General features: G+C 44.0%; 13 protein-coding genes. 10 read left to right on the forward strand and 3 right to left on the reverse strand.

Annotated features, from left to right (window positions below; all coding sequences use genetic code 11):
- Positions 1–76 precede the first annotated feature (76 nt).
- The 7 genes from pnuC (at position 77) to vctC (ending at position 6,096) form a co-directional block, all read left to right on the forward strand.
- Positions 77–808, forward strand: a complete 732-nt coding sequence (gene pnuC, locus R7E29_RS07440; RefSeq protein ID WP_318082542.1) for a nicotinamide riboside transporter PnuC — start codon at positions 77–79, stop codon at positions 806–808.
- 10 nt (positions 809–818) lie between these two features.
- On the forward strand, positions 819–1,550 hold the full coding sequence (locus R7E29_RS07445; RefSeq protein WP_017635382.1) for a nucleoside phosphorylase: 732 nt from the start codon (positions 819–821) through the stop codon (positions 1,548–1,550).
- Positions 1,551–1,684: 134 nt separating this feature from the next.
- Positions 1,685–2,365, forward strand: coding sequence for a Crp/Fnr family transcriptional regulator (locus R7E29_RS07450; RefSeq protein ID WP_054576051.1), 681 nt, complete (start codon positions 1,685–1,687; stop codon positions 2,363–2,365).
- Positions 2,366–2,528: 163 nt separating this feature from the next.
- On the forward strand, positions 2,529–3,437 hold the full coding sequence (locus tag R7E29_RS07455) for a siderophore ABC transporter substrate-binding protein (RefSeq protein ID WP_005376635.1): 909 nt from the start codon (positions 2,529–2,531) through the stop codon (positions 3,435–3,437).
- 22 nt (positions 3,438–3,459) lie between these two features.
- A complete protein-coding gene (vctD, locus tag R7E29_RS07460) occupies positions 3,460–4,395 on the forward strand; it encodes an iron chelate uptake ABC transporter permease subunit VctD (RefSeq protein ID WP_017820306.1) in 936 nt (311 codons plus the stop codon).
- A complete protein-coding gene (gene vctG / locus R7E29_RS07465; protein ID WP_005376631.1) occupies positions 4,388–5,338 on the forward strand; it encodes an iron chelate uptake ABC transporter permease subunit VctG in 951 nt (316 codons plus the stop codon). Before vctD ends, vctG begins: the two co-directional genes overlap by 8 nt.
- Positions 5,339–5,340: 2 nt before the next feature.
- Positions 5,341–6,096 carry an iron chelate ABC transporter ATP-binding protein VctC gene (gene vctC / locus R7E29_RS07470; RefSeq protein WP_017635379.1) on the forward strand — a complete coding sequence of 252 codons (756 nt, stop codon included), beginning with the start codon at positions 5,341–5,343 and terminating at the stop codon, positions 6,094–6,096.
- A 42-nt stretch (positions 6,097–6,138) separates the two neighbouring features.
- Here vctC and cueR read toward each other — a convergent pair whose 3' ends face one another.
- On the reverse strand, positions 6,139–6,525 hold the full coding sequence (gene cueR / locus R7E29_RS07475) for a Cu(I)-responsive transcriptional regulator (RefSeq protein ID WP_005376627.1): 387 nt from the start codon (positions 6,523–6,525) through the stop codon (positions 6,139–6,141).
- An 87-nt stretch (positions 6,526–6,612) separates the two neighbouring features.
- Positions 6,613–7,581 carry a helix-turn-helix domain-containing protein gene (locus R7E29_RS07480; RefSeq protein WP_054576050.1) on the reverse strand — a complete coding sequence of 323 codons (969 nt, stop codon included), beginning with the start codon at positions 7,579–7,581 and terminating at the stop codon, positions 6,613–6,615.
- Positions 7,582–7,697: 116 nt separating this feature from the next.
- On the opposite strand from R7E29_RS07480, the gene R7E29_RS07485 reads away from it, so the two are divergent.
- Positions 7,698–9,704: a TonB-dependent siderophore receptor gene (locus R7E29_RS07485; protein WP_054576049.1), complete on the forward strand. Its 2,007-nt coding sequence runs from the start codon at positions 7,698–7,700 to the stop codon at positions 9,702–9,704.
- Between the two features lie 41 nt (positions 9,705–9,745).
- A complete protein-coding gene (locus R7E29_RS07490) occupies positions 9,746–10,027 on the forward strand; it encodes a DUF2218 domain-containing protein (RefSeq protein WP_005376622.1) in 282 nt (93 codons plus the stop codon).
- A gap of 88 nt (positions 10,028–10,115) precedes the next feature.
- Here the strand turns inward: R7E29_RS07490 and R7E29_RS07495 are convergent, their stop codons facing one another.
- Positions 10,116–10,367, reverse strand: coding sequence for a YgjV family protein (locus R7E29_RS07495; protein WP_005376619.1), 252 nt, complete (start codon positions 10,365–10,367; stop codon positions 10,116–10,118).
- Positions 10,368–11,228: 861 nt separating this feature from the next.
- Between R7E29_RS07495 and R7E29_RS07500 the strand changes: the two genes are divergently transcribed.
- A partial coding sequence (locus tag R7E29_RS07500) for a retention module-containing protein (protein WP_318082546.1) occupies positions 11,229–16,130 on the forward strand: 4,902 nt, incomplete at its 3' end.

Raw genomic sequence — 16,130 nt, forward strand, 5'->3', positions numbered from 1 at the left:
GACAAATGTCCTCCTTTTTGTTGGGGATCACGCTCTAATATAAGCGTATTCCAAACAAAATAATAAAGGACATGTTATGGACCTCTTTGCCTTACTCGATATTAATAATACTCTCGTTAACATTCCGATCGGCGACGGCTACGCAATGAGTTGGATCGAAGCTTTCGGTACAATTTTTGGACTGCTTTGCATTTGGTTTGCCAGCCAAGAAAAAACCATCAACTACTTATTCGGTTTGCTGAATGTCACGCTTTTTGCCGTTATCTTTTTTCAAATTCAGTTATACGGATTATTGCTTCTTCAATTGTTTTTCTTCTGTGCGAACATTTACGGCTGGTATGCGTGGACTCGTCCAAACGCACAAGGTGAAACGCTGGAGGTTCGCTGGTTAAATAAACAGAAACTTATTACTACTGCCTCTATTAGCGTTGCATGTATCGCATTATTAACGATCTATATCGACCCATTTTTCTTTGCGCTAGCAAACATTGCTTTTGATAGCTTGAATCTCTTTGGTGCTAGCTTGGCTGAACCGGTGCTTGAACCTGACGCGTTTCCGTTCTGGGATGCAACCATGACAGTACTTTCTGTTGTTGCACAAATTCTGATGACACGTAAATACGTCGAAAACTGGATTCTATGGGTTGTGATTAATATTATCAGTGTGGGTATCTACGCGACGCAAGGTGTTTACGCAATGTCTGTTCAGTACGCGATTCTTATGTTCATCGCTGCCAATGGCACGCGTGAGTGGGCTCGTAGCGCTAAGCGCAATGGCGATAAAACCTTAGCGCACGCTGCTGCGTAAGGAACGAAAAATGGCCAAACAACCTCATATCGGAGTGGATGAAACACAAATCGCTCCCCTCGTTATTGTATGCGGCGAGCCAGATCGAGCGAATCGTATCGCGGCATTATTTGATGATGCAGAAATGGTGTCGGAAAACCGCGAGTACCGTGTGTTTACCGGCAACTACAAAGGCAAGCCTGTTTCAGTATGTAGTACAGGTATAGGTGCGCCATCGATGATCATCGCAGTGGAAGAGCTAAAACAGTGCGGTGTGACTCATGTGGTACGCGTTGGATCTGCGGGGGCAATGCAATCAGGCATTCATCTTGGCGAGTTGATCATTGCCGAAGGCGCGGTAAGAGATGAGGGCGGCTCTAAAGCGTATGTCGATTCGTCTTATCCAGCCTACGCAAGCTTTTCACTGTTAAAGGAAGTTGAGCGTTACTTGTCGATGCAAAAAGTGCATTATCATTTTGGTGTGGTGCGTTCTCACGACAGTTTCTATACCGATGACGAAGATGCAATATGCCAACATTGGAACAAGAAAGGCATCTTAGGTGCCGATATGGAAACCTCTGCGCTGTTTACGGTCGGTCGACTACGAGGCCTTCATGTGGCTTCGATATTAAACAACGTGGTGCTGTATCAACAAGATGTGAAAGAAGGTGTTGGTCAGTACGTTGATGAAGCCAAAGTAATGATGCAAGGTGAGAAGAGTGCCGCGATTACGGCATTAGAAGCCTTGGTTGCTCAGCGTTAGCCAGTCTCTATCTCAGTAAGTCACATAAACAGAATAGATGTAAAGCGACAGGTCACTGTCGCTTTTTTATTTGGAGTTACGGGGTACAATCCACCTTAAATAGTTGTCCGTAACTTTTTCTGAGAGAGCAGAAAATGAAAATCAGCCCTTATCCGACTGGTCGCTTCAAAACATACCTTGAAGAAAAGAGTGCCACCTTTCGCGATTTGATTTATCAATGCCAAATAAATTCGCGTTACTTTGATGCTGGGGAAGCAATTCTCCGCCAAGGTGAGCAACTTCAGTACTTGTATGTTGTGCCAGTAGGTCGAGTCTCGATGAACATATTGGCCGCAAATGGACGACGTTTTCAATTAGGGGAAGCTAACTGCGACTATCATATTTATGGTGAAATGGAGTTCTTCACTCAGACTCCTTGTCAATGGAGTGTGATAGCAGATGAACATATGCAGGTTGATGTTATCTGTATCCAAAAACTAACCGAAGCACTGCAAAATCATCCCCAAATGATGGTGTTCTTCGCTTCAGCATTGGCTGAGGATTATCAAGACTCCATGGATATCTACACTAATCGTTTGTTGCATCCCATTACTTACAACATTGCCTATGATCTTCTCGTCCGTAATCAGACGGATAAGTTGCTTGGTGGTTTTGATAAAGTGAACCAAGAGGCTGAGCGGTTTGGTACCTCAGGCCGAGTCTATCGACGTGCAGTTAAGGACTTGATTGAAAAGGGATTGATTACAAAAACGGACAACGGTTTGGAGATTATTGATGAGCTGGCACTCAAAGCGTTTATTGAAGCGCATGAATGATACGCCCAGGTATTGGAACTGATGGGTTTTATAAGTCTTTGATATATCTAAGTCTTGAGTAAACGTAACTAATGTAAAGTACCTTAAATTTTGTTGAATGCATTAAAGAGTAGCGTTATATTGCGAACGCGTATGATAATAGATCTCATTAAGGCTTAACAAAATGAAAAAATTCGTTGGTGCGGCTATGCTGTCGTTATTTACTGTTTCTCCTTCTTTCGCTGCTAAAGTTGTGATTGACCACTACATGGGTCAAACAGAGCTAGAACAATCCCCAGAGCGTGTGGTTGTGATTGGCTTTGGCCCGCTAGATGCGTTGGACAACTTTGGTATCGATCCTGTTGCAGTATCTAACTCTTCTAATCTTCCTAGTTACCTTTCAAAATACAGCAAAGATAACTACACCTCTGCGGGTAGTTTGTTTGAACCTGATTTTGAAACCATCTACATGCAAAAACCGGATTTGATTTTGGTTGGTCCGCGAGCGTCTGCGAAATATGAAGAGCTGAGTGAAATTGCCCCTACAGTTGTTTTTGCTGCGAAAGAGAACCAAGGCTATTGGGAAGGCACGCAAGCGCAATGGCGCAATATTGGTAAGATCTTCAATATCGAAGAAAAAGTAGAGCAGAAAATTGAAGCGCTAGATGCTCAATTTAAAGCAATCCGTGACTACAACCAATCGAACAAAAATGATGCATTAACGATTTTGAGCATGGGTGACAACATCAGCGCGTTTGGTGCCCAGTCGCGATTTGGCGTCATTTATAACGACTTTGGCTTCTTGGAAACGGTTGAGCACGTGAAAACGGGCACTCACGGAGATGTCATTTCTTATGAGTTTATTCGTGAAGCTAACCCGAAAAATATTCTCGTGGTTGACCGAAATTCTCTGACAGGTACGCCGGATAACGATATTCGTAAATCCATGGATAACGACTTAGTCAAAGCGACTGCGGCATATAAAAATCATAAAATCACTTATTTAGATGTGGACGCGTGGTACTTGTCGATGTCTGGTGTGACAGCAACAGAAAAAATGGTCAGTGAGATAAAGCAAACCGTTGAACTGTAATCCAAGATAGCAGAGGTTAACTTTGAAGAAGTTATTGCTAACCCTTGTGGTTTTAAGCACGGTTTCGTTATTTGTTGGGGTGGCAAACATGACGCCCCAACAACTCTTTTCAGGTGATGAGAAAGCATTAGAACTTTTCTTTACCAGCCGTATACCACGTTTATTTGCCATATTGCTTGCTGGTGCTGGCTTGAGTATTGCGGGTCTTGTCATGCAGCAAATCAGCCAGAACCGATTTGCGGCACCTTCTACAACTGGTACGATCGAATGTGCCATGCTGGGCTATGTACTGAGCGTGGTTTTCTTTGGTAATGATAATCACCTTTGGCTCGTGTTCGGCATCTCGGTATTTGGGACGCTGGCGTTTGTTTTCTTTATTCAGCGCATTCAATTTAAGAGCGTGGTTTTTGTGCCACTTGTCGGGATTATTTTCGGCAATGTCATCCAATCCATGACTACGTTTATCGCTTACAAATATGATGCACTTCAAAGTCTGAATGCTTGGACAGTCGCAAACTTCGCCAACATCTTGCGTGGTGATTTTGAACTGCTGTACATCGCGGTACCAATGGTTATCCTCAGCTATCTTTTTGCCGCAAGGATCTCTGCCGTAGGTATCGGAAAAGATTTCGCGATTAACTTGGGTTTGAATTATCAGCAGGTTGTGACGATTGGCGTGCTATTGGTGTCCATCATGTCAGCAAGTGTCGTGATGATTGTTGGCCAGTTGCCATTCTTAGGGCTGATTGTACCGAATCTCGTGAGTCACTTTTATGGCGATAACCTCAAAAAGAACATTCCGCTTACGGCCATGTATGGGGCCATTTTAGTGTTGTGTTGCGATTTGGTGAGTCGTTTAATTATTTTCCCTCATGAAATGCCAATCTCTATCGTGATTAGCATATTGGGTGGCGTGGTATTCATCGCAATGTTGTTGCGAGGTAAGCAACATGCGTGATTCAACGAAAATCCTGCTGCTAGGTGGCATTGCGATTCTTTTCGCGTGTCTGTTTATTGGTATTGGGCTAACGGCTGACAACTACCAATATTTTTTGTCTCGTAGAGTTCCTAAAGTATTGGCGATAGTGCTAGCGGGTGTGGCCATTGCTCAGTCTTCACTTGTATTTCAAACCATTACGCACAACCGAATTTTAACGCCAAGTATCATGGGTTTTGATGCGCTGTATGTGTTAACCCAAATTTTGATCGTGTTGATTTTTGGTGGGTTGAGTACCTTAGTTCTTAACTTGTACGTCAATTTCGCGATTGCAGTAATTGTAATGGTGTCGTTTTCGCTACTGCTGTTTGGGTTTTACTTTTCAAAAGGCAGCAAGAACTTGATTACGTTGCTATTGGTCGGCTTGATCTTTGGTCAGCTATTTTCCAATGCGGCGTCATTCTTTTCTTTGCTGATGGACCCAAACACATATGCAATTGTTCAGTCGAAACTGTACGCCAGTTTCAATAATGTCAAAGTGAACTTGGTTTACTTTAGTGCTCCGGCTTTGATGTTTGCATGTTGGTTGTTGTTTAGGATGCATCGCACTTTAGATGTGTTTTGGCTCGACCAAGACAATGCGAAAAGCTTGGGTGTTGATGTACCTAAAGTGACGAGAAATGTGTTTATTATCTCGGCGGTTTTGATTGCTATTTCTACGGCTTTGGTAGGGCCAATCATGTTCTTTGGTTTACTAGTGACCAACTTAAGCCGAGAAATGTTCCGAAGTTACCAACATAAAACGCTATTGGTCGGATGTTCGTTTCTATCCATAAGTTCACTACTTGCTGGGCAATGGATAATCGAAAACGTGTTCAGTTTTGAGACGACGTTGAGTGTCGTAATTAACTTTATCGGCGGTGCGTATTTCTTATACCTGCTGCTGAAAAACAAAGTTGTATAAATATGATAGTAATAGATAAATTAACGAAGGCTTTCGGTTCAAACAAAGTCGTAGACGAGGCCAATACTCAGTTTGAAAAGGGCAAGGTAACATCGATTATCGGTCCAAATGGCGCGGGAAAGAGCACGCTGTTATCTATGGCCTCGCGCTTAACGGAGCGAGATGGCGGTAGTGTTATCATTGATTGCAAGGAAATCGCGGAATGGGACACAAAAGAGCTAGCGAAAAAACTGGCAGTACTTCGCCAAGCTAACTCGATTACAATGCGGTTTACCGTAAAAGAGTTAGTCTCTTTTGGTCGTTTCCCATACTCTAAAGGAAATCTGACTAAAGAAGATCATGAGGTCATAGAACAAGCGATCGACTACTTAGATTTGCAAGATATTCAAGACAAATACTTGGATGAATTAAGTGGTGGTCAGCGACAGCTTGCATTTATTGCTATGGTGATTGCACAAGATACAGATTATGTCTTTCTTGATGAACCTCTTAATAACTTAGATATCAAACACTCTCTTCAGATCATGAAAGTTGTGCAGCAGTTAGCCCATGACATGAATAAAGCTATGGTGGTCGTGATTCATGATATTAATTTCGCGGCGTGTTACTCAGATGTCATATTGGCGCTTAAGAAAGGCAAGGTTGTGGCGAGTGGTGCGGTTGAAGAGGTGATTCAAGCATCTACGCTAGAGGACATCTATGAAACGCCATTTAACATCATAGAGTTAAACGGTAAGCGCATGTGTACTTATCATTAAGCGAGCTAGTTCGTTTTTAACGAGATCAATAGATAGGCGGGCTTACTTGGTGAGCTCGTCTATGATTGGGCATCGGCTCTCTGCATCTCCAGGACAAGAAGAAACCCAACCTTCAAGTTGCGTTTTGATCTCCATGAGGTGTGCAATTTTTTCTTCAACCTCTCTCAGTTTGTCCATGGTTCTTGCTTTTACTTCGCTACTTTTGCGATTGGGGTTATGAGCAAGTTGTACGAACTCTTTGCATTCTTGCAACGAAAAGCCTGCGCTTTTTGCGCGTGATACCAAGTTAAGCTCTTGAATATGATTATCTGAATATTCGCGATAGCCAGAGTCGCTACGCGCTGGTGGAGATATGATCCCTTTGTCTTCATATAATCGAATCGACTTAGATGAAAGCCCAGTGAGCTTCGCGACGGCACCAATATTCATGTTTAACCTCCATAACGTTTAAGGCGAGTATATACCGATGTTGTGGATAAGACACTCCTAAATAACAGTCAGTTACCTAGAGTCCCCTTACTCTTTAATCACTTCATGTGGTGGCACACCAAATGCCTTTTTAAAGGCATAAGTGAAGTTAGAAGGGTGGTGGTATCCGGCTTCATAGGCGGCTTCTGTTATCGTCACTAGGCCACGTTCCAAATGTTGCCTAGCAATCTCAAGACGTCGAAAACGAATGTAGCCGTTTATGGTCATATTAAGTGATTGTTTAAATCGACGCTGCAGGTTTGAAACACTCATTGAGAATTGGCTCGCCAACTTTTCCAAGCGTAGTTCTTGATCAAGGTGAGTTTCAATATAGCTGACAATATCCTCAATTCGACCATCAATGTGTCGTTCAATACTGCTGTTTTTAGCACTGAAATTCTTAGGAATTTGCTTGGTGGCTTGATGTAATATTTGATAGATCAAGCTTTCGACCTCTAGCTTTTCTTGGAACTCTTGCGGTGTTTCTCTATTTGTTAACGTTTCGGCCAGCTCGCATAGCGTCTGGTTAGGCTCCAACTGTTGAAACGCCTGATGAGAGTTAAAAAAGGCTCGATGACTACAATTTTGCACAAGGCGGGCCTCTAGCCATTGGGGCTTAACCAATATGTTGATCTTATTAATGAGGTTATCTTTGAGCAGTGAACGACGAAAATTTGCAGGTTTGAGTAAGTTCACCACTACACCCTTAGGGCCGTCGCTCGCGTCTAAATCAAATTGCAAATCGTCGTAGCCAAACGAGAGTCTACCTTCTAAAAGAATAGTGACCAGCAGTGAGGCGTGTGCAGTAGAAACAATATTCGAATCAATAAGTTCTAGACAACGCCCGCCATGAACAAAAATTTGATCATTGTACTGATATGATAGGAACTTACCTTCGGCCAGTTGAGTTTGACAAGGTTGGCCTTGCGTGACAATCCATTGTTTCTCTGTCGCCTCTAGTCTTTGGGTTAAAGCTATCTTGGCAATTTTAGTTCGTTTTGTTGTGACTTCCTGCATTTGACACTTCCTCATAACACTTGTGCGATTTCGCATAACCGAATCGCCTTTGTATTTATAAAACTCATGCTTATTATACCTGAGAATTATTATCATTAATATTTAGGAGTTAAGTTATGGAAAGCCCTGCTTGTTCACCTATCAAGCTTTCAAGCCTTTGCCTTGCAGTGGGAATGGCGCTATCAACCCCTGTTTTAGCTCAAGATACTGAGTCACATTTTGAAGAGGTCGTTGTATGGGGAACGAAAGTTTCCAGCAACACTGAGTCGATGTTTGCGGACGACATGTCACTGAAGCAAGCGGATCATATGTCTGATTTACTGCGCGATATTCCCGGTGTGGATGTTGGTGGCACACACTCTGTGAATCAACGTATTACGATTCGTGGTTTGAGCGAAACCGATTTGGACATTCGTCTTGACGGTGCTTCTCAGCATGCGAGCATGTTCCATCATATTGGTAACTTGACGTTGAACCCTGACATTCTCAAATCTGCGGACATTCAGGTAGGTAATAACTCTGTGACTCAAAACGGGTTAGGCGGTTCGGTCTACTTTGAAACGAAAGACGCTCGTGACTTACTTCGTTACGATGAAAAGTTTGGTGCGCGTGTTTATGGCGGCTATGCATCCAACGACAACCAACAAGGTTCGTTGACACTGTACGGACTTTTGTCCGAAAACATTGATGCGATGGTCTATGGCCATTACGTTACGCGTGCTGATTTTGAAGATGGTGATGGCAATAAAACCTATGGTGCTGCAGGTGATGTTTACAACATTCTGGCTAAGCTGGGGTATGAACTAAATGACATCCATCGTTTTGAGCTCTCTTATGACATGTACCGAGACAGTGGAGATTACAGTCCGCGTCCTGATATGTCGGGTAGTGCAAATAATAGCCTGTCGAGCAAGTTACTTATCCCTACGGATTATGACCGCGATACCGTTACCTTGAGTTACGAGTTGCGAGGCGAACAACACCAAGGAAACGTCACTCTTTATAATACCGAGACAGAAATTAAACGTGACGAAACGGTGATGGCCCCTCGTTGGCCCTCGAACCGTTTATCAAAGAACACCGCCAAAAACCAAAACTTTGGTTTGAATGGCAAATTCCAGTCAGATGTTATGTTGGGTGAATTTGATAATCGAGTCACTTATGGCTTCGACTACATGGATAAAACGTCTTCGAGTTACTACGGTAGTCGTAAGTTTATGGACGAATCGGCGATTTCAACCGCACTGTTTGTAGAAGATCAGTTCTTCTTCTCTGATGCCTTCTTTATTACTGCAGGTATGCGCTTTGATGATTACAAACGCAAAGCTGAGACAGGAACCAGTAATTATGATGATGTGACTTGGGCTCTAGCAGCAGAATGGGCGGTGACGCAAGATTGGACGTTGTTTGCGAGTGCACGCTCTCTATTTAAAGGTCCAGAGCTAATGGAAACCTTTATTGCTTACCAAGACGTTGCATTTTTAGAGGATGGGTTAAAGCCAGAAACGGGATTGAACACGCAGGGTGGTGTTCGTTTTGATAAAACCTTTGATAAGCATTTCTTTGGGGCGAATATTACGGTATTCCAAACGGAAATTGATGATTACATTGCAGATCAGTACCAAAACGCGACTCAAACTTACCTGATTTACAACTTAGGTGATGTTGAGATTAAAGGCTTTGAAGCAAGTGCTTCTTATGGTTACGACAAGTTTAACAGCAAACTTTCTTACTCTAAGTCGGACACCAAAAACAAGAATACTGGTGGTCCTGTTGCTGGGGGCAATGGGCGTAGCATTGATATGGGTGATAGCATTGCTCTAACTTTGGATTACCAGTCAGACGCTTTAGAAACGATCTTCGGGTGGAACTCAATGTTTGTTCTAGAGGAAGACAACGTCTTTGATGGTCAGCCAAAGAAAGCAAGTTATGATGTGCATAATCTATACGCTCAATGGGTGCCGTCTGATATTGATGGGCTGTCGGTGACCTTTGGTATTGATAATGTATTTGACGAGTTGTACAGCTCTCATGCGTCTCGTTCGGGGACTGCACGTGGCTTCACGCTTGATGACTACGAGCCGGGTCGCAACTTCAAGCTCTCTGCAGCTTATCAATTCTAACAAGGTTCTTCATAGGACGTTTCAAAGTAACGAGTAAGTTCATGATTAAAGAAAGCACCCGAATAGATAGCGAACACGCTGACAAATACTTAGTGACGCTTTGTCGGCATTTTGGACGAAAAGTTCCTGCTACTTGGAATGAAAATAGCGGTTTGGTGACATTTCCGACGGGAAAAGCTGAGTTTAACCTTTGTGCATCTAGCTTAACTATAACCTGTGAGGCGGATTCAGAAGAGAAACTGAATACGGTGAAGGCGATCATTTCATCGCATGTGGACATGTTTTCTCGTCGAGAAACACTAGCACTTAGCTGGGTTCGTTAGCGCTCGTTTAAGGATGCTGTGATAGAAAGGGAATGTTAAAAGCAAAAGCCCGCAATCTTATGATTTGCGGGCTTTTATTGTTTGAATGCTATTGCGCTTTCTCAGGCTCTAGGCTTTTTTTTTCCTGCTGCATTTTTGCTAGGAAGTAGATGTTAACGCAAGCAATAAAACCGTTAGTTAGTACTACAGGCCAAGAATCAATCATTAGTCCGTAAGCAGTAAATAGCGCACAACCAATAAAGTTAAGGATACGAAGCTTAACAATATCTTTCATAGTTAGCGAAATAGCGACCATGATTGAAGCTGCATAACCTAAAATCTCAACCATATTCATGTCCATTTTTTGACCCTCTTAAAATCTGCCGAATTTTGTCGGTACCAATTCTTCTCATCTTGAGATTAATGAGGAAGCTCCATGCCTCGAATGGTCTTTTTTTGTTGTATGGACGCACTATATCAATGGAAAAACCGTGATAAAAGCCTCAAATCAAGGTTAAGAGAAGGTTAGCGATTACGCAAACGTTTAGGACTGGAATTACTGATAATTTTACTTATTGTGTTGATTGATAATAACGATGACATTAATAGCTCAAACACCATTGAAAGTAAGGGAATATTTACATATGATTGAAAATGATAATTATTTTCAAGTGCTGTGTTTATGTATTTTATTATTAGCTTGCTCGTGTTTTTTTTGCTGTATATCAGAACAAAACCGAACTCGTGGTGTGCGGGGATTCATATCGTAAGCCACTTTTTTATCGTTGCATTTTGTCCTGCAATTTATGTTGTTCAATATTTAATCGTTACGTTTTTTTCGTCACCGATATTGATTAAGATGTCATCACGCTCCGGTGTATACAACATTCTCATTGCTTTTCTTCCATTATTGATCGCAACCGGCAGTCTGGCGTTTAGCTGAATGATTTCATCTCTCTTCTTTTCTTAAAACAACTACACTTAATCAGAATAAGGTATCAATTTCATATAATTATTCGATATCTACGCGTCAGCACATGTGTCACATTTCTGTGACTACGAGTAAGTTTTACTTATGTTGCTTGGTAGTAGGGTATTTATCGATTGTTTAATGATTCAATACTTAGTTTAATCGTATAAAGGTGTGCAGTATGCCGCACTAAATTAATAAGAAATTATCTAAAAAGGTTAATGGGAAACGTAAGCCATTAGCGGAGGTCAGATGAGTACGCACACGGTACCGCAGAGCGCGATTGTAAATGCTGTCAAAGGTGAAGTTTTGGTTTTGGGCCTGGATGGAAACGTTAAGGTCATAAAAGCGGGGGATGAGTTAAGACCTGGCGAGATTATTATCACAGAAAATAATGCTTCTCTCGACGTACAGATAAATAATGAGCTTTATCTGGTCGATGCAAATTGTGTTGCTTGTCTTCCTGTGCCTTCTTCTGAACCGTTAGAACCAGTATTGGTACAATCTCCAGTTAATGGCTTGGTGACTTTTGACCCAACGGCTATTGGAAGTGCTGACTTCGGCGCCAACGATATTGCCGCTATCCAGCAAGCTATTTTAGACGGAGCTGACCCTACCGCTATCTTAGAAGCAACAGCTGCTGGCGCAGGTGCTGAAGGCTCGGCTAATGCTGGCTACGTGACGGTTGAATATAATAACCCGGAAGTACTCGCTTCTACTTTTTTTGAAACGTCTGCGACTCGCAGCGGAGAAGATGATCGCGACGAAGATGACGGTTTGAATGTCACGATTTTTGCTGATGGTGGGCAGTCACTGCAATCTAGCGTAACAGAAGGCTCAATTTCTCTATCAAGCTACCCGCAAACCATTTCGTCTAGTGTGCTGGTTGAAGCAGGGGATCTCGCACTTGATACTGCTTCATTTGTACCCGAAACGTCTTCTTTAGAGTCTTTGTTGACTGAGCTTAACAGTGATATTACCTCTGGTGGTCAGCCAGTGGCGTTCGTTTATGACGAAGCGCAAAATGCCATTATCGGTACTCAAGAAGGTAACGAAGTGCTTCGTATCGAGATCGAAGCGACATCTGTAGGCCGTGATTTAGAGTTAGAAGTCGTTACCACGATTAGCCAGGGCGTTGACCATGTTGCGTCTGTTGCTGATGGCCAAGTATCGATCGTCGGTGATCAAATCAATATTGCTTTTGATATTACAGGTGCAGATATTGGTGGTAACAGCATTCAAGCGCCTATCGATTTTACGACAACCGTTATTGATGGCGATGATCCTGCGCCGCAAAACGTTACTTTTGAAAACGTTGAATCTTCTTCTACACCAATTACTGGCACCTTTGTTGATATTGGTAGTGATCAATTGGCAACGGTCACGTTTAATCAAGAAGGACTTAGTCAGTTCGATGGCCTACTGAGTGATAATCAGGCGACAGAAGCGGTACTCTCTGAAGACGGCAGTACTATCACCTTGTCCATTGCTGGCTCGAATGAAACCGTCTTAACCATCAGTCTGAATACTGATGGTACCTACCAATTTGAGCAATTTAAGCCGTTAGAACAAACAAACGGTGAAGATACGATTGAGCTCTCTTTACCAACCACAATCGTCGACTATGACCAAGATACGGCAAGCAACACCTTTACGATGACCATCCTCGATGGCGATAACCCAGTGATTGAGAACGTGACGGGCTTGTCTTTAGATGAGGCGGGGGTTGACCAAGGTTCACAGGAAGGCGCGGCAGTAACAAGTGGTACTGGGTCGATCACGACAGCGGTCGGAAGTGACATCATTGATCACTATGAGTTGGAACCTACAGAGTTCAATGTTGGTGGAGAACTCCAATCTCAAGGGCAGGTTGTTCAACTAGAACTAGCGTCCGAGAGTAACGGCGTACGTACTTACGAAGGCTTCATCGAGCTGGATGGTGTGCGTATTACCGTATTTGATGTGGCGATTGATGCACCTGCATTGGGCGAATACCAATTCAACTTGTATGAACAACTTGACCATACGGGTGCTAACGATGACTCGCTCACTTTCTCACTGCCAGTTTACGCGGTAGATGCGGATGGTGACCGCTCCTCTATTACCGAAGGTTCGAACACACCAGAAGCTGCGCAAATTGTCATTCAAGTTCAAGATGACGTTCCTTCGATTGATGGCGTTGATGCGCTAGCCGTCGATGAAGACGATTTATCAAGCATTGGCTCCGATCAAAGCGACTCTGTGTTCGCGCAAGGTAGCTTCACGACGACTCAGGGCTCAGACCGTGTTGTAAGTTATCAATTAGAGAGCGGCACTGATCCACTCAATGGGTTGGAATCGCAGGGGCGATCTATCTCTCTGACGGAAACAACCAATTCAGATGGCAGCTTTACCTATTCTGCAACGGCAGAAGGGGACGCTATCTTCACCTTACAAGTGAACCCTGACGGTTCTTATTCATTTACCCTTGAAGGTCCAATCGATCATGCTGTGGGTAGCGATAGCTTAACTCTAGACTTCACTATTGTCGCAACGGACTTTGACGGTGACACCAGTTCACTTGTTCTACCGGTAACCATTGCCGATGATGTGCCAACCATTAATGACGTTGTCGCTCTTACCGTCGATGAAGATGACTTAAGTTTGGTAGGCTCTGACCAATCACAGTCAACGCTGGTCGAAGGTCAGTTTACGACAACTCAAGGTTCTGATGGCGTCGTACAGTATCAGTTGGATGTAAACGCTGATTCTTTAAATGGCCTGCAATCTCAAGGTCAAACCGTTTCCATTGCCGAAACGCAAAATGCAGATGGCAGTTACACCTACAGCGCAACGGCAAATGGCAGTGCAGTTTTCACATTAATTTTGAATACCGACGGCTCGTACAGTTTTGAGCTGCAAGGTCCAATTGACCATGCGGCAAATAGCGACAGCTTAACCCTTGATTTTAGCGTTATTGCTACAGACTTCGATGGTGACACAAGCCAAATCGTATTGCCTGTTACCATCGTGGATGATAAGCCAACTATTACCGATGTTGATGCGATTACTGTTGATGAAGATGATTTAGGCACGATTGGTTCGGACCAGACTGACCCGATTTCTATTGATGGTAGCTTCACCACCACACAAGGCTCTGACCGAGTAGTGAGCTATCAGCTTGATGCTTCAGCAACACCAGTGGCTGGACTCACATCACAAGGCGTGGCAGTCACACTGACGGAAACCGCAAATGGTGATGGCAGCTTTACTTACGAGGCGACAGCGGGGACTGAAGCGGTCTTTACGCTGACAGTGAATACTGATGGTAGCTATAACTTCACGCTTGAAGGTCCAATCGATCATGCTGTTGATAGCGACGAGCTGACACTGAACTTCCCAATCATCGCAACAGACTTTGATGGCGATACCACAAACGCCACGATCCCTGTGACGATCGTGGACGATAAGCCTGTTATTACCGACGTCGACACCATTACGGTTGATGAAGATGATCTAGCGTCAATCGGTTCAGACCAAAGCAATCCAATTTCTATTGATGGTAACTTCACCACCACACAAGGTTCAGACCGAGTGGTGAGCTACCAACTCGATGGCACATCAACACCAGTTGACGGTTTAACATCGCAAGGTGTAGCGGTAACGCTGACTGAAACGGCAAACGGTGACGGCAGTTTCACTTATGAAGCGACTGCGGGTGGCAACCCTGTATTTACTTTGACTGTGAATACTGATGGCTCTTACAACTTCACACTAGAGGGGCCAATTGATCACGCGGTTGATAGTGATGAGCTGATACTGAACTTCCCAATTATCGCAACCGACTTTGATGGCGATACCGTTACGGAAACCATTCCAGTCACAATTGTTGATGATGTACCGACCATCACAGCGGTGGATGCGTTGAGCGTCGATGAAGATGACCTTGGCGGTGTGGGTTCAGACCCAGGCGGCGATCTGTTCGTTGAAGGCGCGTTTACGACCACTCAAGGCTCTGACCGAGTGGTGAGCTATCAACTGGATTCAACGGCTGATCCTGTTGCGGGGCTGACCTCTCAAGGTGAGGCGATTATCTTGGTGGAAACCGCCAACGGTGATGGCAGCTTTACTTATGTGGCGACCGCAGACGGCAATCCGGTATTCACGTTAAACGTAGCAACAGATGGCACTTACGATTTTACGCTGCAAGGCCCGATTGACCATGCAGCTAACAGTGACAGCCTGACGATTGATTTCCCAATTATTGCCACCGATTTTGATGGTGATACGACTTCGGCAACCATTCCAGTCACGATTACGGATGATGCACCAATCATCGATAATGTTTTGCCTCTGGCTGTAGACGAAGATGATTTATCAGGTATTGGCTCAGACCAAACTGACGCTGTGTTTGTTGAAGGCGCGTTCACCACTACCCAAGGTTCAGACCGTGTGGTGAGCTACCAACTTGATTCAACTTCTGATCCTGTCGCAGGTTTAACTTCTCAAGGTGAGCCTGTTACTTTGGTAGAGACTGCGAATGCCGATGGCAGCTTTACTTACGTGGCTACCGCGGATGGCAATCCGGTTTTCACCATGAACGTGAATGCAGACGGTACATACAGCTTCCGTCTAGAAGGTCCAATCGATCATGCGTTAAACAGCGATGAGCTAGTACTGAACTTCCCAATCATTGCAACAGACTTTGATGGCGATACGACGACCGCGACCATTCCAGTCACGATTACTGATGACGTTCCAACCATTAATAACGTTGTTCCACTGACAGTAGACGAAGATGATCTCGCAACAATTGGCTCAGACCAAAACGATGATGCGTTTATGTCGGGCTCTTTCAGCACAACTGAAGGCTCAGACAGCGTTGTTAAATACCAGCTTGATGCAACTGCAGATCCAGTAGCAGGGTTGACCTCTCATGGTGAGCCTGTCGTACTTGCTGAGACAACAAATGGTGATGGTAGCTTTACTTACACTGCCACAGCAGATGGCAATGCCGTATTTGAATTGGTGGTGAAGCCAGATGGCAGCTACACCTTTACTCTGCAGGGCCCACTAGACCATGCGGTGAATAGCGACGGTCTGCAAATCGACTTCCCGATTATCGCAACAGACTTTGATGGCGACACCTCATCGAAGACGTTACCTGTCACCATC

The sequence above is a fragment of the Vibrio sp. Vb1729 genome, from assembly GCF_033338655.1.
In the GTDB taxonomy this organism is placed as follows: Bacteria; Pseudomonadota; Gammaproteobacteria; order Enterobacterales; family Vibrionaceae; genus Vibrio; species Vibrio alginolyticus.

Excerpts from the sequence above, each read along its gene's own strand:
- cueR (WP_005376627.1), bottom strand. The coding sequence starts at position 6,525 with ATGAATATTGGTGCCGTCGCGAAGCTCACTGGGCTTTCATCTAAGTCG.
- pnuC (WP_318082542.1), top strand. The coding sequence starts at position 77 with ATGGACCTCTTTGCCTTACTCGATATTAATAATACTCTCGTTAACATT.
- vctC (WP_017635379.1), top strand. The coding sequence starts at position 5,341 with ATGATAGTAATAGATAAATTAACGAAGGCTTTCGGTTCAAACAAAGTC.
- R7E29_RS07480 (WP_054576050.1), bottom strand. The coding sequence starts at position 7,581 with ATGCAGGAAGTCACAACAAAACGAACTAAAATTGCCAAGATAGCTTTA.
- R7E29_RS07490 (WP_005376622.1), top strand. The coding sequence starts at position 9,746 with ATGATTAAAGAAAGCACCCGAATAGATAGCGAACACGCTGACAAATAC.
- R7E29_RS07485 (WP_054576049.1), top strand. The coding sequence starts at position 7,698 with ATGGAAAGCCCTGCTTGTTCACCTATCAAGCTTTCAAGCCTTTGCCTT.
- R7E29_RS07450 (WP_054576051.1), top strand. The coding sequence starts at position 1,685 with ATGAAAATCAGCCCTTATCCGACTGGTCGCTTCAAAACATACCTTGAA.
- R7E29_RS07495 (WP_005376619.1), bottom strand. The coding sequence starts at position 10,367 with ATGGACATGAATATGGTTGAGATTTTAGGTTATGCAGCTTCAATCATG.
- R7E29_RS07455 (WP_005376635.1), top strand. The coding sequence starts at position 2,529 with ATGAAAAAATTCGTTGGTGCGGCTATGCTGTCGTTATTTACTGTTTCT.
- vctG (WP_005376631.1), top strand. The coding sequence starts at position 4,388 with ATGCGTGATTCAACGAAAATCCTGCTGCTAGGTGGCATTGCGATTCTT.
- R7E29_RS07445 (WP_017635382.1), top strand. The coding sequence starts at position 819 with ATGGCCAAACAACCTCATATCGGAGTGGATGAAACACAAATCGCTCCC.